Annotated in this window: 23 protein-coding genes; 14 read left to right on the top strand and 9 right to left on the bottom strand. The window is 66.8% G+C overall.

Annotated features, from left to right (window positions below; all coding sequences use genetic code 11):
* Nucleotides 1–9 precede the first annotated feature (9 nt).
* Entirely contained in the window at nt 10–2,145 is a 2,136-nt protein-coding gene (locus LK10_RS05020) for a hypothetical protein (RefSeq protein WP_043120673.1), read from the bottom strand.
* Nucleotides 2,146–2,317: 172 nt separating this feature from the next.
* Between LK10_RS05020 and LK10_RS05015 the strand changes: the two genes are divergently transcribed.
* The 3 genes from LK10_RS05015 to LK10_RS05005 all read left to right on the top strand — a co-directional run bounded on the left by LK10_RS05015 (nt 2,318) and on the right by LK10_RS05005 (nt 8,665).
* Nucleotides 2,318–4,159, top strand: a complete 1,842-nt coding sequence (locus LK10_RS05015; RefSeq protein ID WP_043120672.1) for a hypothetical protein — start codon at nt 2,318–2,320, stop codon at nt 4,157–4,159.
* Between the two features lie 169 nt (nt 4,160–4,328).
* Nucleotides 4,329–4,691 carry a tetratricopeptide repeat protein gene (locus LK10_RS05010; protein ID WP_043120671.1) on the top strand — a complete coding sequence of 121 codons (363 nt, stop codon included), beginning with the start codon at nt 4,329–4,331 and terminating at the stop codon, nt 4,689–4,691.
* Between the two features lie 473 nt (nt 4,692–5,164).
* A complete protein-coding gene (locus LK10_RS05005) occupies nt 5,165–8,665 on the top strand; it encodes a tetratricopeptide repeat protein (protein ID WP_043120669.1) in 3,501 nt (1,166 codons plus the stop codon).
* A gap of 152 nt (nt 8,666–8,817) precedes the next feature.
* On the opposite strand, the gene LK10_RS05000 is transcribed toward LK10_RS05005, so the two are convergent.
* Entirely contained in the window at nt 8,818–9,111 is a 294-nt protein-coding gene (locus tag LK10_RS05000; RefSeq protein WP_156144042.1) for a hypothetical protein, read from the bottom strand.
* Between the two features lie 202 nt (nt 9,112–9,313).
* Nucleotides 9,314–9,463: a hypothetical protein gene (locus LK10_RS21745; RefSeq protein WP_156144041.1), complete on the bottom strand. Its 150-nt coding sequence runs from the start codon at nt 9,461–9,463 to the stop codon at nt 9,314–9,316.
* 165 nt (nt 9,464–9,628) lie between these two features.
* Between LK10_RS21745 and LK10_RS23005 the strand changes: the two genes are divergently transcribed.
* Nucleotides 9,629–9,943, top strand: coding sequence for an ADP-ribosylglycohydrolase family protein (locus LK10_RS23005; protein WP_197061858.1), 315 nt, complete (start codon nt 9,629–9,631; stop codon nt 9,941–9,943).
* A 900-nt stretch (nt 9,944–10,843) separates the two neighbouring features.
* On the opposite strand, the gene LK10_RS04995 is transcribed toward LK10_RS23005, so the two are convergent.
* Nucleotides 10,844–12,454: a relaxase/mobilization nuclease domain-containing protein gene (locus LK10_RS04995; RefSeq protein WP_052206975.1), complete on the bottom strand. Its 1,611-nt coding sequence runs from the start codon at nt 12,452–12,454 to the stop codon at nt 10,844–10,846.
* Nucleotides 12,451–12,840: a plasmid mobilization protein gene (locus tag LK10_RS04990; RefSeq protein WP_231567611.1), complete on the bottom strand. Its 390-nt coding sequence runs from the start codon at nt 12,838–12,840 to the stop codon at nt 12,451–12,453. The genes LK10_RS04995 and LK10_RS04990 overlap by 4 nt, the downstream gene beginning before the upstream one ends.
* Before the next feature lie 267 nt (nt 12,841–13,107).
* On the opposite strand from LK10_RS04990, the gene LK10_RS04985 reads away from it, so the two are divergent.
* The 3 genes from LK10_RS04985 to LK10_RS04975 all read left to right on the top strand — a co-directional run bounded on the left by LK10_RS04985 (nt 13,108) and on the right by LK10_RS04975 (nt 16,739).
* A complete protein-coding gene (locus LK10_RS04985; protein WP_043120665.1) occupies nt 13,108–13,398 on the top strand; it encodes a hypothetical protein in 291 nt (96 codons plus the stop codon).
* Nucleotides 13,399–13,486: 88 nt separating this feature from the next.
* The gene (locus LK10_RS04980; RefSeq protein WP_043120664.1) at nt 13,487–14,752 is read left to right on the top strand and encodes an SIR2 family protein; all 1,266 of its coding nucleotides are present in this window, start codon (nt 13,487–13,489) and stop codon (nt 14,750–14,752) included.
* A gap of 52 nt (nt 14,753–14,804) precedes the next feature.
* On the top strand, nt 14,805–16,739 hold the full coding sequence (locus tag LK10_RS04975) for an ATP-binding protein (RefSeq protein ID WP_052206974.1): 1,935 nt from the start codon (nt 14,805–14,807) through the stop codon (nt 16,737–16,739).
* Nucleotides 16,740–16,851: 112 nt separating this feature from the next.
* Here LK10_RS04975 and LK10_RS04970 read toward each other — a convergent pair whose 3' ends face one another.
* The 3 genes from LK10_RS04970 to LK10_RS04960 form a co-directional block, all read right to left on the bottom strand.
* Nucleotides 16,852–17,412 carry a GNAT family N-acetyltransferase gene (locus tag LK10_RS04970; protein ID WP_081998289.1) on the bottom strand — a complete coding sequence of 187 codons (561 nt, stop codon included), beginning with the start codon at nt 17,410–17,412 and terminating at the stop codon, nt 16,852–16,854.
* A gap of 266 nt (nt 17,413–17,678) precedes the next feature.
* Nucleotides 17,679–18,449, bottom strand: coding sequence for a hypothetical protein (locus tag LK10_RS04965; protein ID WP_043120659.1), 771 nt, complete (start codon nt 18,447–18,449; stop codon nt 17,679–17,681).
* Complete coding sequence (locus tag LK10_RS04960; RefSeq protein ID WP_043120658.1) at nt 18,446–18,829, bottom strand: hypothetical protein; 384 nt, start codon at nt 18,827–18,829, stop codon at nt 18,446–18,448. Before LK10_RS04960 ends, LK10_RS04965 begins: the two co-directional genes overlap by 4 nt.
* 347 nt (nt 18,830–19,176) lie before the next feature.
* On the opposite strand from LK10_RS04960, the gene LK10_RS04955 reads away from it, so the two are divergent.
* Genes LK10_RS04955 through LK10_RS04945 form a run of 3 tightly spaced genes read left to right on the top strand, consistent with a single transcriptional unit; the run spans nt 19,177 to nt 22,050 of the window.
* Complete coding sequence (locus LK10_RS04955) at nt 19,177–20,547, top strand: cation:dicarboxylate symporter family transporter (protein ID WP_081998288.1); 1,371 nt, start codon at nt 19,177–19,179, stop codon at nt 20,545–20,547.
* 60 nt (nt 20,548–20,607) lie between these two features.
* Entirely contained in the window at nt 20,608–21,144 is a 537-nt protein-coding gene (locus tag LK10_RS04950) for a carboxymuconolactone decarboxylase family protein (protein ID WP_052206973.1), read from the top strand.
* Between the two features lie 9 nt (nt 21,145–21,153).
* Nucleotides 21,154–22,050 (top strand): amidohydrolase family protein, encoded by an 897-nt coding sequence (locus LK10_RS04945; RefSeq protein ID WP_231567610.1) that lies wholly within the window; start codon nt 21,154–21,156, stop codon nt 22,048–22,050.
* Here LK10_RS04945 and LK10_RS04940 read toward each other — a convergent pair.
* Entirely contained in the window at nt 22,040–22,798 is a 759-nt protein-coding gene (locus LK10_RS04940) for an IclR family transcriptional regulator domain-containing protein (protein WP_231567609.1), read from the bottom strand. The genes LK10_RS04945 and LK10_RS04940 overlap by 11 nt on opposite strands.
* 128 nt (nt 22,799–22,926) lie before the next feature.
* Between LK10_RS04940 and LK10_RS04935 the strand changes: the two genes are divergently transcribed.
* The 4 genes from LK10_RS04935 to LK10_RS04920 form a co-directional block, all read left to right on the top strand.
* Nucleotides 22,927–23,550: a hypothetical protein gene (locus LK10_RS04935; RefSeq protein WP_043120656.1), complete on the top strand. Its 624-nt coding sequence runs from the start codon at nt 22,927–22,929 to the stop codon at nt 23,548–23,550.
* A gap of 41 nt (nt 23,551–23,591) precedes the next feature.
* Nucleotides 23,592–24,392, top strand: coding sequence for an SDR family NAD(P)-dependent oxidoreductase (locus tag LK10_RS04930; protein WP_043120654.1), 801 nt, complete (start codon nt 23,592–23,594; stop codon nt 24,390–24,392).
* 344 nt (nt 24,393–24,736) lie between these two features.
* On the top strand, nt 24,737–25,318 hold the full coding sequence (locus tag LK10_RS04925) for a recombinase family protein (RefSeq protein WP_043120653.1): 582 nt from the start codon (nt 24,737–24,739) through the stop codon (nt 25,316–25,318).
* Nucleotides 25,319–25,702: 384 nt separating this feature from the next.
* Nucleotides 25,703–26,177 (top strand): transposase (locus LK10_RS04920; RefSeq protein ID WP_197061856.1); only part of this gene is annotated, 475 nt, incomplete at its 3' end.

Here is a 26,177-nt window from a genome sequence, read left to right as displayed (position 1 = left end):
CTGGTTCCATCAGGCTTCCTGGGGGGTGTAGGCGTCGAGGATGAGGCCAGCCGCCAGGTGCAGGCAGGCCTCGGCCCGCTCGGGGGAGTCCTTCCACACCCTTCCAGCGTACTGGGCCAGGGCGGAGTCCAGGGTCTCCGCAGCGGAGGCTTTCGCCCCTGGATGCGCTGCGAAGGCCCGGAGGGTCTGGGCAGCCTCGCGCAGGAGCCGTCCGCCGAGGGGGATGGCGACGGCCGCGCGGGCCGCCTCAGTCACAGGATGGTAGGCGGCCGTCCCGGGGGCTGTCGAGAGCGCGGCCAGACGCCTGTCCACCGTGGCCGAGCGCAGGGCGATGAGCCAGAGCGGGTCGAGGGTGTGGGCCTCGTCGACCGTTTCGGGCGACTCGACCCCGGCGAGGCCGCGGTTGTGGAGGACCGGCAGGGGCACCAGGGCGGAGTCCACGCCCTGTTCCAGCCACAGGCCCGGTTCCAGGCCAGCCTCGCGCAATGCGTTCCGGGACTGGTCGTGGAGGGCCTTGGTGAGCCGCTCCGGGGCGGTGTCCTCATGGAACGAGTGCCCCCGGGCGGAGGGGACCGCCGCGCCGGGATGGGTGCGGGACCGGTGCTCCATACGGATCCTGGTCAGGACTTTCTCGTTGATCCTGCGGAATCGGCCCAGCTCCTGGCCGCCGATATGGTGCACCTTGGAGCCCAGGAAGCTGTTGGTCTCCAACAGCGACCGGCGCTCGAAGGCCCCCGGCTCCTCTCCGTCGTCGGGGTCCTCTCCAGCGGCTGCCGCGGTCTTTCCGGTCTCAGTGTTCACCAGGACGTTCCGGAAGTCGTGGAGGCACCGCATCCTGATGCTCGATCGCGCGTGGTCGGCGTGGGCGGAGTAGAAGTGTCCGGTGCCGTCGTCCATGGGAGCGCCCTCGGCAGCGTCTTCCCCGTCGCGCGGGACGGGCTCGCCTCCCCGCTGGGCGAGGAGGTCCCGGCGGAGGATCTCTTCGATCTGGTGCCCCACCGAGTCCCAGGCATTGTCGGTCCAGGCGGGCTCCTCTACGAGGGGTGCCGCGGACGCGATCAGCTGCCGGCCCTCATCCGTCTGGGCCCCGCCCCGGAGGAGCTCCTTGAGGGCGCCCTCGGGCCATCCCGCGCCGGATTCACCGGGGTCTGCCGCACGGGACACGAGGGCGCCTCCGAGGACGCGGAGGAAGTCAAGGCCGGAGAACACCGCGGTGCTCTCGCGGTGCCGTCCGTGGGCTAGGGCAGCTGCCGTCATGGGGTTGCCGCCGGCCTCCTGACGCACCTGGGCTGCCTTCTTCCGGATCCGCCCACTGGAAGCGACGCCGTGGACGAGGAGGGCGGCCGAGACCATCGTGACGACGGACTGACGGTCCTTGAGCCCGAAGGGGTAGGCCATCCTGGAGGCGACCTCCCGGGCACGCGCCGCCAGGTCGGTCGCCGGCGGGTAGTGCACGCCGAGCTCCTGCGGACGCCAATCGAGCAGGCTCCTGCCCCCAGCCGGTTCGCCTCGGAGCCGCGGGTTCTCGGGGTCGTGGTCGGAGGCGAGGGTGTACGAATCCCCGTCGACCACGGGGGCGAAGGCCAGTGCCTCGTGCAGGCCCTCGCGCACTGCTGCAGCCGCTTCCCACTCGGCCTCGCGGGCCTCTTCGATGAGCGCGGCGAGATCGGGTGCGGGCGCGGTGGCATTCAGCCGGGCATAGTCGATGACGCTGTTCCAGTACTCGTCCGCGGCCTCGCTGATGGTCAGGACCATCTTCCGGGCGGCCGCTACGTCGCGCCGTTCATGATTGCGCAGGTGGGTCTCGGCCTCCCGGATCCGTTCGGCGGAGAGGCCCGGGGGCAGAGCCTCGGGGGAGTCGAGCATCGCGCGGATCTCCTCGCGCAGGAGGCCCAGGCGGTCCTGCATCGTGCTGCCGCACCTGCGGAAGGCGGCGCTGACCTGGCCGGCGGTGATGGCCTCCGCCGCCGCAGGGGGCAGGTCCTCGGTGGTGGCCGCCCTGTACTCCGGGCCCTTCCTTGCCAGGTCGCCGGCGAGCTGGCGGGCCAGGCTGTGCGCGAGAGCCTCGATCCCGTCGGGCATGCCCTCCACGAGCTTGGGCCGTTCGCCGTAGAACCCGCGCGCGATGTCGAGATAGGAAGTCATGGTGCGCTGGTTCCCCCTTGCCCGCTGGATCCGTTGTCGGAAGACTAACCCCTCCCGCTGCCGTCGGCCATCTTCCCGGGATGCATTACCTGTGTAGAGCAGGGCACTGTTGGCGGCAGAGGCCCCGGCCATGGTGGACTGTCTTGGAGAACACACCACCGAGGAGGTCCTCATGGCACCCACCGCGACCGCGACGATGGCCGGCGACACGGTGGCCAAGGAGATCCTCCGCGCGGGACGGCGTGACCCGGTCGTGGTCGTCTCCCAGAACCGCCACGCCCCCGAGGCCGTCATCGACGCCAAGGGCCTCGAACGCGACCTGAAGGGCATCGCCGCCGTCCTCGTCCTGGACGACACGGCCGCGCACGGGCTCGCAGGACTCCTGCCCCCCCAGGCCGGCGTATACGGCAACGCGGCGCGCGTCTACGAGCCCCACGCCCTCGCAGGCGGCGCCCCTCCACGGTTCAGGCCCCGCGTCGCCTTCGACCGCCGCTCGGCCGAGGCCGCCGCCCTCAGGGCAATGGACGACGCCCTGGGGTGCGCTGCCAAGAAGGCCGCAGGAACGGGCACCACCCCGGATCCGGGTCCCCGCACCGTCACCGTGCGCGGCTTCATCCCGGACGGGCACGCCCTGGCCACCGCCGAGGACGGCGCACTGGTCACCATCAACGCAGACAACACACTGCCCGGGATCCCGCCCGAGTGGTATCTCGCAGTAGGGCAGCGCGTCACCGGCATCCCGCTGCCCGAGGGAATGATCGACATCGCACCAGCGCTCATCCGCCACCGCCTCAGCCTCGTCTACCGGCCCGGCAGCACCGTCCTGGCCCTGGCCCGGAACATCACCGCCAGCACAGCCGAACTCACCCTCTTCCCCGGATCGACCTGGACCGTCCCCGTCCCCGAGGGGGTCGCCGAGGAGGGCGAGGTCGTGTGCGCCCTCTACTACCACGAATCCGGAGCAGTCCGGCTCTCCCTGACCGAGGCAGCCGAGCATCCCACCGCCGAGGCCCCACCGCTCCTCGCCGAGGGCCCGCCATGGCTCGCTCTCGGCCGATCGCTCCCCAAGCCCCTCCCTGCAGCCCAAGGCCAGATGAGCCCGCCCGACACAGAGCCGGACGCCGCCCCCCCTGACGCGCCGGCCCCAACCCGTGCCGCTGACGCCCCCCCAGCAGCCGCAGCGGAACCGGAAGCCCCGGGAACCCGAGACCCGGATTCGTCGCCCACCTCCCCCTCAGTCGGAGCGGCCCAGCCGCCGGAGGCCGAGGACCCTGCGGTGCCAGAAGTCCCTTCGACCGAGGCAGCATCAGACCGCCGGGAGGCCCCGGGCCCGGTGCCCGCCCCGCAAGCCGGCCGCGTGCACACGGCCCATGACGCCCAGCCCACCGAGGCGGCCCGGGCCCGGATGGCCTCCCAGCTTGCCACGGCACTCCAGGAGGGCACCGAGCTCAAACACCAGCTGGACAGGGCCGATCAGGAGATCCGGCGCCTGCGGACCGAAGTCGGAGGGCTGAAGAAGAAGCTCAAGGCCCTCGCCAGAACGGCCGCAGCCGAGCCTCAGCGGGAGCTCTTCGCCGACCCCTTCGAAGGCCTCAGACACGAGATCTACACGACCTGGGCCCGCTACGTCCTAGCCACCGACAAGGACCGCTACCCCGCTCCGTCCCGCTACTGGATCGGCCCCGACCTGCCAGCCACCCTCGATGCCTCCGCAGTCGCCGGTGACCGCCGCAGCAAGGCCCTCGAGACCATTGTCGACATCCTCATCCGCCGAGAGGAACGATGGCGAACCCTGAGCATCAAGCCCCTGTGCACGAAGAAGACCAAGCAGAAGCAGCTCCAGCGCTGGGACGGCGCCCTGGCCTGGCGGGCAAGAATCGAGAACAACACCCCCGCGGCCCTCAGGCTGCACTACTGGAGCCTGCCCGACGGGTCGTTCGAGATCTCGACTGTGAACATCCACGACGACTACCCGAACTCCGCCTCCGGATCACCTGGCCGCCTGGTCCCCTGACGGGCCCGCACTGCCCGCATCAGCCCGCTGCTGGGCCTCCCCTTGTGCGAGCCACTCCTCAAGGAACGGCCACTCCGCCGCCGGCTTCGCCCCCGAGAAAGTGGCAGGCCGCCTCGGCCCGTGCACTTGCGGGCCTTGCGGAAGAGAATGGAAGGAAGGAGGCCTATCCGTGGAAGACGACCCGTCCGACCGCCTGCAACGCCTCCTTGACAGCCTCGCAGACAGCATCATGGCCCCAGAGCAAATCAGGGGGGAGCTCCGAACCATCATTCAGGTGCTGAGGGCTGTGCCAGATACCCCCGAGGGGGCTGCGGTCCTCCGCCTCGCCGCCGACGTGCACGAAGGAATCGGCGACCTGTTCGAAATGGCGGGGCGGTGGGCGGAGGCACGGACCGAGTACGGGGCCGCCCTGGACCTGTACACCCAGCTGGGCCTGCCCGCGGACCAGGCCACGGTCCGCAGGAACCTCGGGATCGTGCACCAGGAGGCGGGGCGGTTGGAGGAGGCCGCGGCCTCAAGCAACTCGGCCTAGTCCGCGGCAACTCGATCTCTGAAGACGCCGTGCCTCACGTCCCACAGATGTGTCACAGGATCATGGTGGCGGACCTGGTCGAAGCCCACCTCAACAGCACCCCACCCCAGCACGAGAGGGCGACGCCGCCGGGACAGCACCGGAAGGCCCTCTGGCTGTGGCGCGCGCTATTGGATCGAGGGCGCCGAAGCCGCCTGGGCCCGCACCCCCACCCCTTAACCACCCCTGGGCCCTGCCGATGCCCCGGCCCCACCGCCGCCGGGACCACGGCCCTGCTGTCCAGACGGGATCGGCCCACGGTCTCCGGGTCCCCTGGAACACCCACCCGCTACGCCCTCTGGTCCCGCTCGCGGATTCCGGGAAGGGCGACGGGACGCCCGCGCCCGGCTCTGGCCCAGAAGGCCGGCCACCTCGAACACGAGGCACGCCTCCACCGGTATGCTCGGCTCACCATGGCGAGGAAGGATGCGTCTTTGGACGGGAAGGCGATATTCGAGCGGGCTGACCGGCTGCGGAGTGAGGCGTCAAGACTATCCCGCGTCGACGACTGCCAGGAGGCGGCGCGAACGTACAAGGCGGCAGGTGACGAGTTCCTCGGCTGCCCTGAATATGAAGTCCTCGCCGCTCAATGCTTCAACAGCGCCACGGTTATGCATTTGAGAGACAGGAACCCCCAAGCTGCGCTGGAGCTTCTGGCGCCGATCGCGCCCTGGACCGGGTCAAAGGGCTTCCACCGTGAATCTGCTGCGGCCGGGCACAATCTGGCTCTGGCTCACATGATGCTGGGCGACGCCGGAGCAGCGGAGCTGCTCCTGCGGGACGCAGCGGTCCATGCCGTTGCCCTTGAAGATCCCGAAGTGACTGCCTTGACCTGCACGTTTCTCGCAACGGCGCTCAGGATGCAGGGTCGCATCGATGAGGCATTGGACGAACTCCGGGAGGTCACGGGCAGCCTCCGGGACGACGGAGACTATAGCCAGGCTGCGCAGCTCGCCCGCACCAGTGCAGAGGCAAGCCGAAATGCCGAAGAGAAGCTCAACCTGTGGCTGCAGTGCCTTGACCTCAACATGCGCGCTGGCGGGTGGAGCCCGGGCAAGAGGGTGTCCGCCGACAATGTGCAAGCCCTCGCCGACGCGATGAAGAACGTGGCTGCCCTGTATGAGCAAACGGAAGAATTGTCCGCGGCCGCCGGCACCCTCGCCGAGCTGAGTTCGCTGTACGAGGTCAACGGCTACCGGCGGAACGCGGCCGTGACACTGACACGTCTGGCGGACCTCCACGCGAAAGCCGGCGCGACGGACGAAGCCGTAGAAACCTATCAACGGGCCATTGACGCATTCGAGGACCTCGGCCTCGCCCAAGAGCAGGCAAGCGCCAGGAACAACCTGGGCAACCTTCACAAGAAAGCCGGGAACTGGGAGAAAAGCGAAACCGCGTACCGCGAAGCCATCGCAGGGTATCAAAGTTCGGGCGCTGCCGAGGGCACAGCGAAGACCCTGAACAACCTTGGCGACCTGTACATTGAGTGCGGACGATGGAGCGACGCCGAAGCCGTCATCATTCAAGCCGTGGCCGGGTTCAAAGGCCTGGAACTCATGGACGCGACATGCCGGGTATTGGGAAGCCTCGCGGATGTGCAGACCCGGCTGGCGCGGTGGGAGGAAGCGGAGGAGACCTACCTCGAACTGTTTTCCCTGGAGGGTCCAGAGCGCTCCGGTGAGAGTGTTGGCGGGTTGGGCAGGCTGGCGAATTTTTACCGGGACTCCGGGCGGTGGGAGGAAGCGCAGCAAAAATTCGCAGAAGCCCTGCAACGATGCAACCCGGTCGGACCCACAGCGGAGGAAGCCGTCATCCATAACGATCTGGGCATCCTTCGTGCCAGATCCGGACGTTGGCGTGATGCCGAAGCAGCCTTTCGCAAGGCTCTTGATTCCTACCGAAGCCTCGGCATGGGCCTGGACGCGGCCAGGGTGCAGGTGAACCTCAGCGGGATCCATACCCACTTGGAACGATGGGATGAGGCGGAGACGGCTCTCATCGAAGCAGTGGATGGCCTCGCCGGCTCCGACAGAGCCGGCGAACAAGCCCTGGCCCGGGAGACGTTGGCCAGAACCTACCAGACCGCGGGGCGGTGGCAGGACGCCGAGGCCGCCTACCTGCAGACACTGGAGGACTACCAACAACTCGGGCTTCTCGAGAATATCGCCCGGGCCCGGCTGAACCTCGGCACTCTCTACCGGAATTCAGAACGCCGGGCAGATGCCGAACAAGTGCTCGTGCTGGCGCGGGAAGGCTTCGAACGCCTGGGGCTGCCCCAGGAAACTGCGGTGGCCTGGGAGAACCTGGGCATCCTTTACTCCGAAGCCGGGCAGTGGAAGAAGGCAGAAGAGGCCTACGCATACGCCTGGAGAGAATTCGAAAGACTTGGCCTCAGCAAGGACGCGGCCAGCACACGCGCCAACATGGGTGATCTCTACCACCGGACCGAGCGATGGGAAGAAGCCGAAGCTGCCTACACGTCGGCGATCGACCTCTTTCAGAGACTTGACCTGCACGAAAACGCAGCCCTGAACTGCGGAAACCTCGCGTCCCTGTTCCTGACCACCGGACGTTGGCCGGAGGCCGAGGACCTCTTGCAAAAAAACCTTGCGGTATACGAACGGCTCGACCTGGCGGCAGGCAGCGCGCGCACGCACGCACAACTAGGCAACCTCTTGAGGGAAACCGGGCGGTGGAAAGGCTCCGAATACCACCATCGACAAGCCATCGAAGGCTACCAAAGCCTGGGCCTACGCCAGGAGGTCGCAGCCATCCAGAACAACCTAGGTGTCCTACAGCGGGAAACAGGACGCTGGCAGGACGCCGAAACCACCTACCTTCAGGCCATCAAGACCAGACGTTCGCTGGGCCTGGACGAATCGGCCGGACAAACGATGGTCAACCTGGCCGGCCTCTACCAGAATTCCCGGAGGCTGCAAGAGGCAGAAGCGACCTACCAGCAGGCCCTGGCCATATTCCGGAACCTCGACCGCAAGACGGAGGTTGCAGCCACCCTGAACAACCTGGGCGCCCTCTACCAAAGCTCACGACGATGGAAACAAGCCGAGGACGCCTACTACGACGCCTTCGCTATCTACATGCAATTAGGCTTGAAACGACCGCTCGCGCAAGCACGGCTCAACATCGCCGACATGGACGCCGCGCAAGGCCATTACGGCACCGCCCAGACCATGCTCTACAACGCCCTCGCCGAATTCGCCGCTCTGGGCCTTGTCGAACATCAAGCCAGAACCTACCGTTCCCTCAGCATGGTCCTGTACCTCAACGGGGAACAGGACCGCGGCTGGGACGCGTTCACTACCGCCGTGAAGCTCTACCGAAGCCAAGGACTGCACTTGGACACGGCCTGGACCTCAAGCCGGTGGGCTTTTCTGCTCCACCACCACAGTGCCAAGAAAGCCGTCCCCGACAAGAAATCAAAAATTCTCCAAACCGCTCTCGAACTCGCAATACCAGCGGCTCAGTATCTGCAATCCAGGCGATTCCAATTCAGCAGCGCATCCGATCGGATCCAATGGGCAGCCCAAGCACGCGAAGCATCGATCGTGGCCCTCGACCTCGCCGCGTCAGCCGCACAGCACTCCACCCTCGCGGACCTGATCGAAGCCCACATCAACTCCACCAGCCACCGCAGCACCGCCGGCATCGACAAAACCGCACCCGGTGACCACGAACACCACAGACCCGGCGCGGACCTCCTGCCAGGTACAGAGCAAGCCCACAGAGAACTAGCGCCCCCCGTCCCGGCCACGGCCGGAACGGGCTCGCTCCTTGCAGACGCCGAACTGCCGGCCTCGCCCCCGCCGCCCCTCCTCATCCCCACGCACCATCGGCCTCGAACGGCCCTCAACACCTGGGGCTCCGATGACTACCCCACACTCGACACAGCCCCGCAACCCGTGCGGACCTGGTGAAGAAGAAGCAGCACAAGCAAGGCGGGCTAGCTCACCTCACGCATTGCCTGGTCTCTGAACGAAGGCAACCCCGGTCGACTTAGCACGGATCCGTGCCGTACGGAGGATTCGGTCAGGCGATGTTGAGGGTGGGCCTAGAGCGAGGGAGCCGACTAGGCCAAAATGCCCCGGTTCCCTGGTGCGAGGGCGAAGGCCGGACCGCTCCAGGGATTCCTTTCATTCAACCTGAAGACCCCAAGGTCACCACCGTCGGCCAGTTCGAAGGACTCCAGGAAGTAGGCGCTCCCGCCGTTGTCGGGACTGGTTCGATCCGTCGAGTTGAATTCTTCCCTCAAGAGGGCAGTGAAGTAGCTTCCCTGCTCATGCAGGACGGGGTTGTCCCTCTCCCGCTGGGTGTACACGCAGATCATCGAAAGTCGCTTCCTGCCATTTCCAAACATGCCCATTCCCAACAAGCCTTCCCCACCGAATTTGTCGTGAACGCTACCTCTCCAACGTGTTCTTCTGGCTTGCGGCCATCCGCGGTACGCCGGAGTTGAATCCTATCCGCGCAGGGTTGCACATGCCTGCAGGCGCCGGCTACGAGTTCGGCGCTCCCCTGCCCGCGGTGCGCATGAGCGAGCTGTTCCCGGCACCCGGTCCAGCCCGCTAGAGCTGAGCCACGGAATGGGCGACGAAGGGCGCGGCGGTCGACTCGCCGTCGTCCGTTCCCGCGGCGAGGCGCGACGCGACCCGGAGATCACGGAGCGTGTCTGAAGAGCCGACGTCCTTCGCCTGTGGTGCCTCGCCATTCGCCACGCCGTCCTCACGAGTCGGCTCAACGTCCGTGCAGGGCTGGCGTTTCTGGATACCGACCGGGTCCGGCTATGGGAGCAGCGCATCACTGTGGCCGAGGCGTCCCGGCCGCGGGACTTCTCGAACAACGGCGGGGTAGTCGAGGCATTCCAAGGAGCCTGAAGCGCAATCGCCTCCACCGCTGCCAGGCGCAAGGGCCCCGCGCACCTCCGGGCCGCGCTCGAGGAGGCAGCGCGCGGCGGGAACGACACCGATACCGTCGCCGCCATCACCGGCGGCCTCCTCGGAGCCGGCTACGGTATCTCCGCGGTGCCGTTCGAGTGGTGCCGCCCCCTGCACGGCTGGCCCGGCTCAACCCAGTGGACCTGGAGCGGCTCGGGATGGAACTCGCTGCGGGAAAAGGCCCCCGAATCGGATCTTGGCCCAACATCGACCGGTTCGACCACTCGCGCTACGTCTCGCCGTCCGAAGTGGAAGTGGTAGCCGACCCGGCTGATCCGGGTTGTTGCTGGGCGCCGCGCCTGCCGTTTCCCGCGACGATTAGGACGATTGACCGGCCGTTGTTATCACCAGGTCCGGATGGGCCATCCGGTTCTCCAGAGGCGGCCGGTAGGAGCGAGTGCGGCAGCGAAGCGGGCCAGAACCAGACGGGCTGGTGGGTTGTGGGCCGGTTGCCAGGAGCGGGGGTGGGGGTACCACCGGCAGAGTGGCGGTGGCTAGGAGGGCGGCGGGGCCCGCAGCGGTGAGCGCCAGGCCTTCGTCCGGGTCGGAGGTGGCGAAGGGTGTGGGCCTGCAGGTGGGTGCAGCTTCGGCGGCTTCGATCCCGAAGGCGCGGTGGGCGAAGGCCAGGTCCATGGTGTTCTGGTCGGCTGGGGTGGTGTGGGCGGTCCCGTTCAGGCGGGTCTCGACCAGGTCTGCGACCAGGGCCGGGTCCCCGGCCTCGGCGGCGAGGGCAAAGGCCAGATCCAGAGCTGCCGACGCCCGTCCCGCCCAGGCGAATGCGCTCGGGAGCCGTTCGGAACTGGAACCGGACTGCGTCCCTGTGCAGCGCGGAGGCAGCGCCAGTTCGAAGGCCCGTTGGGCCGGCTCGGCCGCCCTGATGCAGGGCGCGGGCGTAGCGGCTGTCGGCCCAGGCTGCGTCCTGGGCCAGGCCCTGGACGAGGTAGGCGGCGCGGCCCCGCTGGTAGTGCCCTTCGGCCTCGCTCAGAGTGCGGCCAGCACGGCCAGAAGGGCCAGACCCATGCAAGCGCCGCCCGTCCCGTCGTTAAGGCCGAGTCTCGTGTACAAGCCCAGGGCCGCCTCCCCCGGTTCCATGCGAGGATCTAGCCCCGCTGCACCGACGCGCCGCGGTTCGCCAGGCCCGCTGCCCCGGTCTCACGGGAGCTAGCGGCCCCTCCCCCGGTCCTTGTCCCCGCCTGGCCGGACTGTGCTGCTGGGGGCCCTCTCCGGTGCGGTGCCGGGGACCCTTGCCGGGGTGGTGGGGAATGACTGGGCGGCGAGGCGCCGGGCGTGGTCCTGCTCGCTCTCGACGATCGGGGCGGCGGCAAGCCACCGTGACGCTCCCGACGCCGTAGCCTGGGCGGCGAGGTGCTGTTCCTGGAGGGTCTGGAGGTTCCCGCGTACGGCGGTGAGCCTGTCCATGGCTGCGGTCCTGATGCGTTCGGCGTCCTGCAGCCTGCCGGAGGCCTTGTGCATGTCGTGGAGGGCGCGCATGGTGTTGCGCAGCTGGGCCAGGAGCAGGGCGTGCCCCGCGGCGGTGGAGGGACCCACGGCCGTCTGCATGAGCAGCATGCCGGCGCCCTTCGCACTGGGCATCGGGGCGTGCTCGGTGCGGGGCGGGAAGCGGCGCAGCTGGGCGGTGCGGGAGAGGGCCTTGGCGGTCTCGGCCAAGGGCCCGGGGACAGGTTCGGTGCGCAGGCTCCAGGCCGCGAACGCCCCGGAGGTCTCGCGGGCGAACTGCGCCCACAGGGCATCGTCGGTCAGCGGGATCGTCTTCATCCGCTCGAACAGTTCCCCGACCTCTGCTGTGGCCTTCTCCCACTCGGCAGCGGTCGGCACCCGGGCCTCGCGCCCCTGGGTGGTCGGGCGCTTGCCGTTGGCGGCGGCCTGCCATTCGGCCCTCGCAGCCGTGGTGGTCTCCTCGGTGAGGGTCCAGCCCTTGCGCAGCTGCGGGAGGGCCAGGTCGCGGGCGATCCTACCGCCGCCGAACCACACGGGCCTCTCCGCCCTGCTCTGGGGGCGGAGTGCGACCGAGTAGCCGGTGACCGTGGCGGTGTCCCCGTGGGCGAAGCGGGGGCGGACGAGGATCCCGGTGCGGCGCAGGCGGCGGACGAACTCGGCCTCGTCCAGGCTCGCGGTGGACGAGGCCCGGAGGGCGCGCTGGAGCGTCTCGCGGTCCAGCCCGGGTGCGCCCTTGGCGGTGGCGCGTTCGCGCTCCTTGGGGTGGTAGCCGCGCTCGGAATGGACACCCCGGACGACGCGCAGCCCGTGCTCGGCTTCGAGCTCGGCGCAGGCGGCCTGGGCGCGTCTGAAGTCGTTGTGCTGGCTCCACCGGGTGCCGTCCTCGCGGACCATCGACACGGCCAGGTGGATGTGGTCGTTGCCGGCCTTGCTGGGGCCGTGGTGGATCGCGATCCACCGGCACGGCGGCTTGCCGTCGGCACCGGTGAAGCCCATCCTCTCCGCGAAGCCGTGGGCGACCTTCGCCCACGCCTCGTCGCTGATCTGGCCCTCGTCGGCGGGCAGGCTCAGCGAGACGTGCAGGACGTGCTTGGCACCCAGTTTCCCGGCACCGAAGACGGCCCTTGGGATATCCATCTCCCTGCCCAGCTTCAGGGCCGACTCTGCATCGAGCCGCTCCCCGGCCTCGGCGTCGACGATGATGTCGGAGGCGGCGACCAGGCGCTGGTCCCTGTGCTCGTTCGCCCGGCCCGGGCCCACGAGGTAGTTGATCAGCCCGATCATCCGCTCGCCCTTGGTCACGTTCGGCATCATGGACGCATCACCGCCACCACGGCCTCGTCGATCCGCGCCATGAGCCGGCGCGCCACGGCCACGGCAGCGGCAGCGTCGTCCGGGAATTCCCCGGTCGCGTTCGCGTGCCGGGCGATCTGGTTCACATTGTTCGACACCGCACCCAGCAGGGTCCGGATCCCCAGCAGCTCCGCGGCCAGATTGCGCCGGTCATGAGCGGCCTCCCCCGCCGCCGCGAACGCGCCTTCGAACAGCAGCCGCGGCACGCTCACGTTCGCCTGCGAAGCACGCACAACCAGAGCCGCCTTCTCCGCCTCCGTGACGTACACCTCGACCCTCCTGGTCCGCCCACCCGGGGTGCTGTCGCGCCGCGACTTCCCAAGACGAGCTGCCTTCGGCTCGGCCACGACCACTCCCTCCCCCGCCCAGCGCAGCGACCCCGAAACCTCGGGGAACCAGACCCCAGTCTGCCAAGGACCCGGGCACCGCCCCGGGGACGACACGCCATTTACCCCCGGGTAAATGTATAGCTTGCTCCTCCGATGAGTAGTTGTGCGGTTTTCGAAACCTCATGCGCGGCTTCCGTCCAAGAGTCCGCTCCGCGGATGTACAACGCTCGCACAAACACCGTGGCGCGGCAGGGCGGAGAGGGTCGCCGCCCGTAGTCTGGCGGCATGGACATCCAGCAGATCGAAGAGGCCGCGCACCGCAGAATCGAGCAGGACCGCAACGAGCGCATCGCCGCCGTCCGGGAGTACGCCAACGCCGCTAAACGAAGCGCCGACGCACGCGTCGAACTCTCCGCAGCCGACAATGAGCACCTCGCCAAATACCGCGCCGCCCTGCGACAGGGCTGGACTGACTCAGACCTAAAGGGCTTCGGCATCGAGCCTCCCGCAAAGAAGCTCGGAGGACGGCCCCGCAAGGCGCGCACAGCACCCCGCCAGCGCACGTCCGAAGAGTGAAGTTCGTGGCTAAGAAGAACAACCGGGACTTCCAGCAGCCGATCGTAGACTTCGAGGCCACCTCTATCCGCGAAGGCAAAGGAGCCTGATGGCCGAGGTCAGCATCAACGGCGTCCCGCACAAACCGGTGCCAGGCAGTCTTGCCAACGGGATCAGCCCGGACAGGCTGCGCACCATAGTCCAGGACTCCCACCTGAACTTCCTCATCGGGGCAGGGACGCCCTCGTCGTTCTTCGGTCTGCTCGGCAACGTCGAGGACGCCCTGACGCAGGTCGCAGAGTCGACGGCCGCCGATGACGTCAAGGCAGTCGTGAAGGCCTCTATCCAGGCCTACTTCTTCGACTCGGTGCTCACCCCCAACCTCAAAGTGGTCGAGCGCCACGCGGACACCGAAGACGTCCTGACCTCTTACGCCAAGTTCCTTCGGACCCTCAACCGCATCCTCCTCAAGCGGCACAGCTCGATCCTCGCAAAGCAGGCGAACATCTTCACGACCAACGTCGACATGGTCTTCGAGGTTGCGCTGGAGCAAATGGGCATCGACTTCAGCGACGGGTTCAGCGGCAAGATCCGTCCGCGCTTCGACCTAGGGGACTTCAACACGATCCGGCTGCGCATGGCAAGTAGGTTCGAGCAGCGCTCAGAGGTTCCGGTGTTCAACCTGGTCAAGATCCACGGCTCAGTGGGTTGGCTACAAGAGCACCGTTCGCCGGAGCGGACCGAGATCATCTTCGACCACGGACTCTCACTGGTGTCCGAGGTCCAGCGGGCGCTCGATGCAGCGCGAGGCGACCTCATCGCAATCACCGACGGGGACCAAGTTGATGCAGCTGCACTGATCCCGAAGGCGCCGACAAGCGCAGTCCCGGCGACGGTTGCCCGGTTCACCGATGCGTACGACAGACTCGGCATCGTCAATCCTGACAAGCGCAAGTTCGCCACCACTGTTCTCAACGAGACCTATTACGAGCTGATCCGCCGGTTCGCCAACGAGCTGGAAAAGGAAAACAGCGTCCTGTTTGTCCATGGTTTTTCGTTCCGCGACGAACACCTTCGCGACGTCGTCGTCCGGGCAGCGAGGTCCAACCCGACGCTTCAGGTGATCGTCTTTTGCTACTCGCGGACGGACCTCGCCGAGTATCAGAAGCTGATCCCTGACACCGACGTCAAGAACACCAACATCCTCTTCGTCGTGCCCCCGGAGCCGGAGGATGGCGCAGCGGAGATGAAGGCATCACTCGACGTCGTGACGAGCGACTACTTTGTTCCGATCATTGCGGACAAGTTTCCCTCAACAGATCAGCGCATCGAGTTGGACATCCGAATCCCCAGGGAAGAGGGCACGGTTGTTTGAGGGCGACTCCTTGGAGCAAGACACGGTATTTCGGGTCGGTCGAGTCGTCTCTGTGGAGGGTCGGCAGGTCCGTGTCTCCGTCGACAAGCTCAAGAACAACTCACACCTGCTCTTCCAAGGCGGCATCGTCCGCAACGTGGCTGTGGGCGGCTACCTCAAGATCGTCAAAGGCTTCTCGGAGCTGATCGCCAAGGTCGACGGCGAGGTTATCGAGGAAGACCGCGGTGCATCGGCGGTCTACCGACGCGGCGTCGACCCGATGTCCCGCCAACTCCAAGTCAGCCTCGTCGGCTACATCGAGAGGGGTCGCTTCGAGCGCGGCATCCGCGAGATGCCTCTGCTCGACAACGAGTGCTTCATTCTCACCGAGGCCGAGTTCGGTCTCATCCACGCCTTCGTCGACGAATCCGACATTCCTATCGAGATCGGCGTGCTCGCGATGGAGCCAACCCAGGCTGTTTCGGTCGGCGTCAACGCCATCTTTGCCAGTCACGTAGGGATCTTCGGAAACACCGGCAGTGGCAAGTCCTACACCCTCGCCAAGCTGTACCACGAATTGTTTGAGCTCTACGGAGGAGTCGCGAGCTTCCGAGAGCGGTCGCAGTTCGTGTTGATCGACTTCAATGGTGAGTACCTCAACCGCAACAGCGACAGCGCTGGCAGTGACCGACGCTCGACCAAGGCCGTGACTGGTGAGGCGAACAAGCGCGAGTACGCCCTCAGCACGCGCTCCGCCGATGCACCGAAGTTGCCGCTCCCTTCGAGTGCAATGCACGACCTTGCGTTCTGGACGGTCCTGTTGGACGCCACAGAGAAGACCCAGGCCCCCTTCCTCGGTCGCGTGCTCAACAGCGACTACTGGGACCGTCGGATAGGGGATCCCTCCGACCTTCTCGCGGTGCTCGGCGACATGGTCCTTCGGGCGACCAAGAGCAACGATAAGTCTCTCGATCGCCAGACGGTGCTCAACCTTCTCGCCGAGGTGCAGAGTTGCCTGGGATCGGCCGCCCCACAAGAGTTGGCCGACTTGATCGACGACTTCCAGACGAACCTGCACTACAACGCAACGATGGGGAAGTTCTTCTGGGGACCGTGGTCCAACTACATCGACCCGGACCATGCCGCTTGGGAATCGCTCACGAAGGACAAGGTCGTTCAGCTGCCGATTGATTTCTCGGCGATCGAGCCCGGCGTCGACCTGATCCGGTTTAAGATCGTCCTCCAGTACTACAACGACATCATCAGCGGATTCTCGAACCGCGAGCATCTCTCGCCACTAATCAAACGCCTCGAAACGCGAGTCCCGGATATCAAGAAGCTCATCGTCGCCGACGACAACGAGACATACAACGAGCCGCTGATCGTCGTATCGCTCCGCGACGTGAACCTCTCGATGCGCAAGGTCATCCCGATGCTCCTCTGCAAACACCTGTATGACCGAAAGAAGGAGAAGGATCCGACGAATCAGCGGTACTTGAACCTGATCATCGATGAGGCTCACAACATCCTGTCACTGGAGTCGTCGCGCGAAAGCGAGGCGTGGCGGGACTACCGCCTAGAGACCTTCGAAGAGATCGTCAAGGAAGGCCGTAAGTTCGGCGTCTTCCTCACGCTCGCGAGCCAGCGGCCCCACGACATCTCGCCAACGATCATCTCCCAGCTTCACAACTACTTCCTCCACCGGCTCGTGAACAACCTCGATGTCCAGGCTATCGAGAAGGCTGTCGCCTACCTCGACCGGGTCTCCTTTGAGCAACTCCCAATCCTCCCGAGGGGCGTCTGCGTGGTCGCCGGAGTCTCCGCACAGGTGCCCGTGATCGTGAAGATCAGTTCGCTCCCGCCAGAGTCGGAGCCGAACAGCAGGACAATGTCAGTCACGGATGAGTGGCTGAAGCCGCTCCCGCCAGAGGAACCCGACGAGGACCCGGACGATCCCTGGTGGATCATCGGCACAACCCCAGAAAGCGACGACGATCCACCCTTCTGACGCGTCCTTTTGTGCTGACTTCGGTCAAGTCCCGGTGACTCCGCCATCCAGTCCGCATCCACCTCTCGGACGTCGACCGGGAACCTCGACATTTCGTCCCGTGAGGGATCGCTCACGCATGCTTCTGACGGTCGATCATCCAGGGACGGTGATGCTCGCCTGGAGCGATTCCTAGATCGAACGGCCGGAACCGGCGGACGGGAACACGCTGGATGTCCCCACCGATCGATTGAGCGAAACGCTTATTCAGCCTTCGCGCGGCGACGTTGTCGTCAAGAGTGGCCATCGCGATGTCGCGTTGCGGTTGCCACCCGGCGGCCGCGCTGAGGAGCGCCAGTCCTACCCCTCGTCGCCGCGCAGAGGGAACTACTGCAACCAGCTGAATGAAGATCGGGTCGGAATCGGTTCGACCCGCGGCCACACAACAAAGACCGACAGGACAATCAGCGATCTCTGCCAACAAGACGAACTGCTGCGCAATCTTCGACACGTTGTATTCGACAGACTGAATGTAGGTTGACTCGCAGCCTGCCTGTATCCAACGCATCCAGCGACCGTCCTGCGCCGTCTCCTCCGCCTCGCGGATCAAGACCTCCGAAGGCGGCAAAGCCTCCAACCCTTGCTTCCATGCGCCGAACCCTGGTTCGCGGTACGGGGAGGATGGAACGAACATACACGAACGCTATCAACGATGAATGGCCGTTCCGGGACCTGTCTGAGCGGGTGGCAGCCTGGTCACCTCTCAGCTTGTGCCCGTAAGCCGGCCCATCACCGTGGATGCGGCCCCTCACCACGGTGCCGCATCAATCCGACCCCACAGCACGTACGCAAATGATTGCTTGGGGACCTGGGCGGCGGGCCTATTGACGGGGACTGAGAGGGTCGTCCGCGCCATTTCGCAGATGCTTCACGCGCCCGCGGCGTCGGCTCCCGTCTGCCTCAGCGGGTCTTGAGCCGGTAGAGCTGAAGCACGGCTTCGAGGTCCGGATCGTCGTGGCTGATGTGAGTGCTCGACATGACGGCCACGGGATCAGGGCCCACTCCTGTGTCGCGGCGCCGGAGCCAGTGGGCCCAGCAGACACCGGAGCCGTACTTGCTCGCGAAGCGGACCCCGGCCGGGTACGAGCCGTCGTCGAGCAGGAGGCCCCGGAGCCAGCCGGCGACCATGGTCGTGGCCCGGCGGTTCTCGCCGGTGAGGGTGCTGAGGGTGACCTGCTCGAGCGGCGGATCCGTGATCGTCGCGAGCTGCGGGCCGAGCTCATTGTTGAGCACGGCGATGGATTCAGCCGCAGTGAGGTCTATCCACCGCCGTGGGGACTCGACCCGGATGCGGTACATCAGCCGGCTGTCCCGCCAGATCGCCGGGATCCACCCCGGCGCCATCAGCCCGATCCGCTCCCAGTCCTTGCGAACCATCCGCTCGGCCTCCTCGAGGCCGATGCCGAAGTGCTCGGCGGCGAACACCGTGGCAGTCCTGTACCCGGCCACGTTGCGAGCCATGGCAAGGGTCTCGGCGAACGCCGTCCTGCGGGTCTCGGCTAAGTAGACGGTCGACCCGAGCGTGTCGAATCGGTACCAGCCCGAAGGGTCTTCACCCGCCTCGCGGGCCACAGGGCTGAGCGGGCCATAGGAGGTCTTGGCGATCCGCCAGCCCTCGACCGCCCCCTCGGTGTACGCCAGGCCAGTCCTCGAACAGACCCCCGGCGTCATCCGGCGAAGCCGTCCTCGACCATCGCCTTGGCCGCCGCCATCACCTCGGCCGCACGGTTCTGGCTGATCGCCTCGACCGGGGACACCTCGCCGAGGTAGGGATTCGCCCCCACGAACCACAGCCGGGCCACATGGTCGCCTTCGACGTCGGCGACAAGCTGCCAGGCCCGGTGCGCGAGCACGAGGCACGCCTGTGCCTCGTCCCGGGGCTCGGGGCCGTCGGTCCTGGCCCAGCGGTAGGAGATCTTCGGGTCCTTCGCCCCGGCAAGGGCCGCGACCAGGGTCGGACCCAGCGAGCCGTTCAGCTGCCGGACGATCTCGCGGATCCCCAGCCGGGCCGTACGGCCGTACGCCGCTCCGACGATCGAATCGATGCTCATGACCAACACCACCTTACCCACGCCACGTTACCGTAGACAACACTGAAAAACCACCAAAATTCCACTTGAGGGCGCGCTGCCCCGACCACCCAGAGCCTGAAGCGAAGTCGAGCGGGTCGCGTCGACTCCCCCATCGTGGGCTTGTCACATCAGGCGGTTCCTCAAGGGGCTGAGGGCTGCCGGTCTTGGTCTGCGGAGAGGGCTCTGAACCGGGGCGACAGCTCAAGGACAGAGGGCCAGCGCCTTTTCAGGCCTTTTTGACACCCGGACGTGACGTGAGCAACAATTGTACGTCTGTCAAACAACTGTACGTCCTACGTACACAGGTTCATAACGGAGTGGATCTCATGAGAAGAGCCCTGAAGTCGGCGTTGGGCCCGCGCCTGTACATCACCGTCGCGGTGGCGATCATCCTCGGCGCCGCAGTCGGATTCATCTTCCCCTCCTTCGGGGCTTCCCTCGCCCCGGTCGGCACGGGATTCATCCAGCTGATCCAGATGCTGATCGCCCCCGTGGTGTTCTGCACGATCGTCACGGGCATCGCGGGGGCGGGGAAGCTGACCTCCGTGGGGCGGATCGGCGTCAAGGCGCTGGCCTACTTCGAGATCATGACCACCGTCGCCCTCGCGGTCGGCCTCGTGGTCATGAACATCCTGAAGCCCGGAGCCGGGATACACGCCAAGGCCAGCGAGCTCAAGCTGAACGAGGCGGCGAAGGGCTACGTGAGCACGGGCCAGCACCAGAACTGGTACGACTTCATCCTGAACATCATCCCGAAGAGCTTTGTCGGCGCGTTCACCGACGGCAACGTGCTGCAGGTCCTGCTCATCGCCGTCCTGTTCGCCGTCGCGCTCAAGATGCTCGGCGCCAAGGGCGAGCCGGTGGTGGCCGCGGTCGGCAGGATCAACGACGCGATCTTCGGCATCATCAAGCTCATCATGTACCTCGCCCCGCTGGGCGCGTTCGGCGCCATGGCCTACACGACGGGCAAGTTCGGGGTGTCGACGCTGGTGAGCCTGGGTTCGATCGTGGTGCTCTTCTGGGTCGTCGGCATCCTCTTCTGCGTCCTCGCCTTCGGTGCGGTCGCGCGGATCTGCGGCCTCCGGGTACTCCCCGTCTACCGGTACTTCAAGGACGAAATCCTCATCACCCTGGGCACCTCGAACTACGAGGCCGTCATGCCGCAGCTGATGCGCAAGCTCGAGGCCGTGGGCTGCCCGAAGCCGATCGTGGGCCTCGTGGTGCCCTCCGGCTACGCCTTCAACGGTGACGGCGTGTGCCTGTACCTCGGGTTCGCCTCCCTGTACATCGCCCAGGCCTTCGACATCAACCTCAGCATCTGGCAGCAGATCGCGCTCCTTGCCGTCTTCATGCTCACGTCCAAGGGCAGCGCCGGGGTAGCCGGGGCAGGCTTCGTCATCCTCGCCGCGACCCTCTCGTCCACCGGCACCGTCCCCGTGGTGGGCATCATGCTGATCCTCGGCATCGACCGCTTCCTCTCCACGATGCGCGGACTGGTCAGCCTCGCAGGCCAGATGATGGGCAGCCTCGTCGTCAGCGTCTGGGAACGCCAGCTCGACCGGCCGCGCGCCCTGCGGATCATGCGCGGCCTCGAAGCCCCGCTCGTGCAGATTCCCCTCCCGACCGCGGCCGCTCCCGCGTCCCCGACGGTCGCTTCCCACCACGGCGAGCCAGCGCCGGTGCCGAGCGCGCACTGACCCGCGGCCCGCTCCGCAGCGATCCAACCGCGAACCAAGAGATACAGAGAAACAGAGACCATGCCCCGCATCTCCTTCACCACGCCCACCGGGACCACCGCCGAAAGGATTATCGAACGGCGCGGCGGGTTCCTCACCCCGCTGGACCGGCTGCTCGCCCACAACGACGGGCTCGCCTCCGGCTGGAACTCGCTCCTCGGCGCGGTGAGGCAGAGCTTCTCCGTCCCGGGCGACCTGCGCGAACTGATCATCCTGCGGGTTGCCGTCCTGAACAGCGCAGACTACGAATGGGCAGCACATGTCGGGCTGGGCCGCGCCAACGGCATCCCGGAGGCGACCATCGAGGCAATCAGGGTCGAGGGGCCAGTGACCACAGGCGATGACCGGTACGACGCCGTGCTCGCCTACACCGATGCGATGACCCGCGGGGTCGCTGTGTCCGACGAGACCTTCGGGCGGCTCCGAGGTCTCTTCACCGAGACAGAGATCGTCGAGCTGACCGCGACAGTGGCCTCCTACAACATGGTCTCGAGGTTCCTCGTGGCCCTGGGCGTCACCGCGGCGGACCGCGAGCCCCTGCTGTCTGGCAACGCCTAGGAAGGAGGAATGATGACGGACACCCTCGAGGCCACCACCCCCGGGCCCAACCGGCACCCCCACAAGCCCCAGCTCGAGCTGCCGCCGAACGCCTGCGACGCGCACGTGCACATCTTCGGGCCCCACGACCGGTTCCCGTACGCCGAGGAACGCACCTTCACCCCAGAGGACGTCCCACTGGAGGACCTCGAAGAACTCCACCGGTTCCTCGGGTTCCAGCGGTCCGTCCTCGTCCAGTCGGCCTGCCACGGATCCGACCACAGCGCAGTGCTCGACGCACTCGAACGGGGCGCGGGCAGGTACCGCGGCGTGGCCCTGGTCGGCCCCGAGACGACCGCCCGGGAGATCGGGCGCTGGCACGAGGCCGGCATGCGAGGGGCAAGGATCCACTTCGCCGCGCACCTCGGCGCACCGCCCACCCGTTCCGAGATCGCGCGGATCGTGGACCTGGTCGGGCCCTTCGGATGGCACCTCGCCGTCCACGTCATGGGCCCGTCCATCCTCGACTTCGCCGAGCGGGTCCACGAGATCCCCCTGCGCATCGTCTTCGACCACATGGGGCGCTTCGACATCTCCCCCAGCCGCCCCCAGCGCGAGCGGGAGGCCCTCAAGCGGCTCCTCGTCGAGAACGACGACGTCTGGGTCAAGCTCAGCGGCGCCGACCGGATCGCCAGCCACCCGCCACAGCTGGACGACGCCATCGCCCTCGCCCGCGAACTCTTCACCACCCGGCCCGACCGATGCGTCTGGGGCACCGACTTCCCGCACCCGAACACCCACGGCTTCATGCCCAACGACGGCGACCTCGTCGACACCCTGTGCGGCATCGCGCCCACCCAGGACGAACTCGAGCTCCTCCTGGTGGCCAACCCCGAGGCCTGCTTCGACTTCGCCCCTAATGCATGACCGTGACCGCACCGATCTCGTCGGAGATCGTCCGCGCCGTCTCGACCAGAGCAGGCACGTACTCGCTGACCAGCCTCTCGTGCGAGACCCGGGCGGCGTTGGCGGAGACGTTGACGGCCGCCACGACACTCCCGCCCCGGGCGAACACCGGTGCGGCCGCGGAACGGATCCCCTCCTCCCGCTCGCCGTCCGCCGTGGCGTATCCCCTCGCGCGCGCCTCTGCCAGGACGCTGCGGAGCTCCTCGGGGTCAGTGATCGTGCTCGGAGTCAACGGCACCAGCTCGACCTCGGCCAGGTACCGGTCCAGGGCGGCGGGCTTCAGATGAGCCAGCAGCACCTTCCCCATGGAGGTCGCATAGGCAGGAAGCCGCGACCCCGTGTTCAGGGTGGTCACCATGCTGCGGTTGCCGGGGACACGCGTCAGGTAGACGATCTCGTTCCCGTCCAAGGTGGCCATGGAGCACGATTCGTTCAGCTCTGCGGCCAGCCTGCGCATATGAGGCTGGGCGGTCTCCCAGTAGGGCAGCGCAGAAAGGTAGGCGAAGCCGAGCCGCATGACCTTGGGAGTGAGGCTGAAGCGCTTGCCATCGGCTTCGGCGAACCCGAGGCTGACCATCGTCAGCAGGATCCTCCGGGCCGTCGGCCGCGTCAGTCCGGACAGCTCGGCGGCCTCGCTGATCGTGAGGGAAGGGTGTTCGTGGGAGAAGACCTGCAGGAGGCGGAAAGCCTTCTCGAGCGAATCGATCACATCCGGATTCTCACGAGACACTGCCGCTCCCTCTCACCTGCACGTCGGCGCGTCGCTCGCCCCTGGGCACTGACCGCCAGTGTACCGAGTGCCCCTTCCCACCTCTCGGAAGCTGAAAGGAAATGACCATGGACCAGGACTTCCTCGTCGTCTACTCGGACCCCGGCCAAGTGCCAACCGAGGAATTCCACGACTGGTACGACCACGAGCACGTGCCCCTGCGCATGCAGTTCCAGCAGTTCAGGAACGGCTTCCGCTTCCGAGCGGCCGACCACCGCACGCCCGGCTGGCTCGCCACCTACGACGTCGACCCCGGATTCCTAGACACCACCGCCTACAACGCCCTGCGCGCGCACCGCAGCCAACGCGAACAGGCCCTGGTACAGCGGCTGGCCACTCTCGACCGCCGCATCTACTCCCTCGACTACGAGGCTGGCCGCCTTGAAGGGGAGCCCCGCTACCTGATCCTCGTCGGGCTCACCTCCAACGACCACGATGGCCTGATCAAGTGGTACCGAGACGAGCACATCCCCCTCCTAACCTCGATCGAGGGCTGGAACAGGGTGCGCCAGTTCCGCCTCCGGGAGGGAGCAGGCGAGGCGCTGCTGACCGTCCACGACATCGAGCACCCCTCCCTCTGCGATACCCCGGAGTGGAAGCACGCCACCTCGACGCCCTGGCGCACAGAAGCCATGGCTTCGGTGACGTCGGCGACGCGCAGGGTCTTCGCCTTCCACAACTCGGGCCGCTGATCCCACGGCCCTACCCATCACCCCACAGCAGGAGAAGAAGGATGGCAGAACGCCTCAAAGACAAGGTCGCCCTCATCGTCGGCGCCGGCAGCGTAGGACCCGGCTGGGGCAACGGACGCGCGTGCGCCACGATCTTCGCCGCACAAGGGGCCAACGTCTTCGCTGCAGACATCAGCCAGGAAGCGCTGGACCCGACCCTCGACCTCATCCGCTCCGCCGGGGACACCGTAGAAGGCCAGCTCGCCGACGTCACCGACAGCGGCTCGGTCAAGGACTTGGTAACAGCGTGCATCGACCGCTTCGGACGGATAGACGTCCTCGTCAACGTCGTCGGCGGATCCCGCAAGGGAGGTGCCGCCGAACTCTCCGAGGAGGAATGGGCCCGCCAGCTCGACACGAACCTCACCAGCGTCTACCGCACCTGCCACGAGGTGATCCCGCACATGATCGAAGACGGCGGCGGATCCATCGTGAACATCGCCTCCACCTCCGGAATCCGCTGGACCGGGTCCGCACAGATCGCCTACGCCTCCTCCAAGGCCGCAGTCATCTCCTTCTCCCGCGTCACAGCCGTCCAGTACGCGCCGAACAGGATCCGGGCCAACACCGTTGTGCCCGGCCAGCTCCACACCCCCATGGTCGAGGCACGCCTCGCCCGGCAGCGCGCCGGCGGCGACGTCGAGACACTCATCGCACAGCGCCAATCACGCATCCCCCTCCCCTACGAGGGCGACGGCAGGGACACGGCCCACGCGGCCCTCTTTCTCGCCTCCGACGAAGCCCGCTTCGTCACCGGCACCGAGATCATCGTCGACGGCGGCATGACCGCACGCTGCGACTGACCCGAGGGAAGTCCGGGGGCGAAGAGAATCACACAACCGCCTCCGGCCTTCCGGCCGGCGCAGACTCCCCCGACCGACGCCAGCCGGTCGCTGCATAAATCTTGACTGCGGATGCGAGGGCAGAAGACCCAGCCTCCCCGTCGGCCCTCTGGCCCCACCCCGTGTCCAAACTAAGGTTCCTTTAGCGAGACTTCCGGGCAGGCCAGCCGGTCCTCCCCCACACATAGGTGACTTCCTTGAAATCTCAACGGAGCGTCTCGGTCCTAGTTGTCCCAGCAATGTGTCTCACTTCGATATTCTCAACATCGAGGAAAGTTTGACCTTTGACTGGAATGAGGCGGCGAATGGCGCGACTTGGCTACGCGCGGGTGAGCTCGGCGGAGCAGGACACCTCCCTGCAGATCCGCGACCTCGAGGCGGCCGGGTGCGAGCGGATCTACCGCGACCATGGAGTCAGTGGGGCCAGGGCCAGCCGGCCAGAGCTGGACAGGATGCTGGACCGCCTCAGCCGCGGCGACGAGGTCGTCGTGTGGAAGCTGGACCGGCTCGGCCGCAACACGCGCAACCTGCTCGAGCTCCTCGACGCCTTCAAGGAACGCGGCATCAAGTTCCGCTCGCTGCGCGACGGCATCACCACCGACCCCGACACCGAGCTCGGCGGGGCCATGGCCCAGGCCATGATCACCATCATCTCCGCCTTCGCCCAGCTCGAACGCGACCAGCTATCCGAACGCACCCGGGCCGGCATGGCCGCAGCAGCCGCCAACGGCCGAAAGGCCGGACGCCGCGAGGTCACCGCTGGCCACCCCAACGTCAAACGCGCACACGAGCTCAAGGCCCAAGGACTCAAACCCGCAGACATCGGAAGGGTCATCGGCGTCGGCCGGGCCACCGTCTACCGTTACCTGAGCCTCGATCTCGACTGAGACAGCCTCCAGGACCACCCATTCAGTGACCTCGACCTCGCTCGTCGGCTCGCCTTTCACCCACCCTCCTGGGGAGACTACCAGTGGGCCATCGACCACCTCGCGGGACGATCGCTGGCAACGAAAGTGATCCTGGCAGTCGACGCTCCGGACACGATCGCATTCAGGGCGGTTGTGTTCCTTCTCCGTCTTGCTCCTCATCTCTGGCTTGGGCCCGCATCCTGGTTTATCCCGGTGATTCCGGGCTTGCACAGTTTGCTCCCGCTTAACTAGATGACTGAACAGGACCGTGTACGGGGGGACTGTCGCTTGAACGGTGTTTGGGTTCGGCCTGATTGAAAGGATCAGGCCATGTCGAACACGACCGAGCAGTACGAAGACCAGATGATCGATCCCGTGACCGGAGAGATCATCGATCAGAAAGAACTCGCCGAGCGGCTGCTCGCGCAGGCCAAGGCGCAGGGCCTGTCCCTGGTCGGACCGGGCGGGCTGCTGGCCGGGCTGACGAAGACAGCGCTCGAGACCGCTCTGGAGGCCGAGCTCACCGAGCGCCTCGGGCACGAGCACGGGCAGACCCCGTTGGGGTCGAACATCCACAACGGGACCCGGCCCAAGACTGTGCTGACCCAGATCGGGCCGGTGCAGATCGAAGTCCCCAGGGACCGCGACGGCTCCTTCGACCCGGTGATCGTGCCCAAGCGCGCCCGCCGCCTGGATGGGATCGACGAGATCGTGCTGTCCCTGTCCGCCCGAGGGCTCACCACAGGGGAGATCGCCGCGCACTTCGACGAGGTCTACGGGGCCGCCGTGTCCAAGGACACGGTCAGCAGGATCACCGAGAAGGTCGCCGGGGAGATGG

This window comes from Sinomonas humi (genome assembly GCF_000802235.1).
Taxonomy (GTDB): domain Bacteria; phylum Actinomycetota; class Actinomycetes; order Actinomycetales; family Micrococcaceae; genus Sinomonas; species Sinomonas humi.
This window is presented reverse-complemented; position numbering and strand designations above follow the sequence as displayed.

Excerpts from the sequence above, each read along its gene's own strand:
- LK10_RS04995 (WP_052206975.1), bottom strand. The coding sequence starts at position 12,454 with ATGATGCCGAACGTGACCAAGGGCGAGCGGATGATCGGGCTGATCAAC.
- LK10_RS04985 (WP_043120665.1), top strand. The coding sequence starts at position 13,108 with ATGGACATCCAGCAGATCGAAGAGGCCGCGCACCGCAGAATCGAGCAG.
- LK10_RS04930 (WP_043120654.1), top strand. The coding sequence starts at position 23,592 with ATGGCAGAACGCCTCAAAGACAAGGTCGCCCTCATCGTCGGCGCCGGC.
- LK10_RS04965 (WP_043120659.1), bottom strand. The coding sequence starts at position 18,449 with ATGACGCCGGGGGTCTGTTCGAGGACTGGCCTGGCGTACACCGAGGGG.
- LK10_RS04950 (WP_052206973.1), top strand. The coding sequence starts at position 20,608 with ATGCCCCGCATCTCCTTCACCACGCCCACCGGGACCACCGCCGAAAGG.
- LK10_RS05020 (WP_043120673.1), bottom strand. The coding sequence starts at position 2,145 with ATGACTTCCTATCTCGACATCGCGCGCGGGTTCTACGGCGAACGGCCC.
- LK10_RS04980 (WP_043120664.1), top strand. The coding sequence starts at position 13,487 with ATGGCCGAGGTCAGCATCAACGGCGTCCCGCACAAACCGGTGCCAGGC.
- LK10_RS04935 (WP_043120656.1), top strand. The coding sequence starts at position 22,927 with ATGGACCAGGACTTCCTCGTCGTCTACTCGGACCCCGGCCAAGTGCCA.
- LK10_RS04970 (WP_081998289.1), bottom strand. The coding sequence starts at position 17,412 with ATGTTCGTTCCATCCTCCCCGTACCGCGAACCAGGGTTCGGCGCATGG.
- LK10_RS05015 (WP_043120672.1), top strand. The coding sequence starts at position 2,318 with ATGGCACCCACCGCGACCGCGACGATGGCCGGCGACACGGTGGCCAAG.
- LK10_RS04960 (WP_043120658.1), bottom strand. The coding sequence starts at position 18,829 with ATGAGCATCGATTCGATCGTCGGAGCGGCGTACGGCCGTACGGCCCGG.
- LK10_RS05000 (WP_156144042.1), bottom strand. The coding sequence starts at position 9,111 with ATGGGCATGTTTGGAAATGGCAGGAAGCGACTTTCGATGATCTGCGTG.
- LK10_RS04955 (WP_081998288.1), top strand. The coding sequence starts at position 19,177 with ATGAGAAGAGCCCTGAAGTCGGCGTTGGGCCCGCGCCTGTACATCACC.
- LK10_RS04945 (WP_231567610.1), top strand. The coding sequence starts at position 21,154 with ATGATGACGGACACCCTCGAGGCCACCACCCCCGGGCCCAACCGGCAC.
- LK10_RS04925 (WP_043120653.1), top strand. The coding sequence starts at position 24,737 with ATGGCGCGACTTGGCTACGCGCGGGTGAGCTCGGCGGAGCAGGACACC.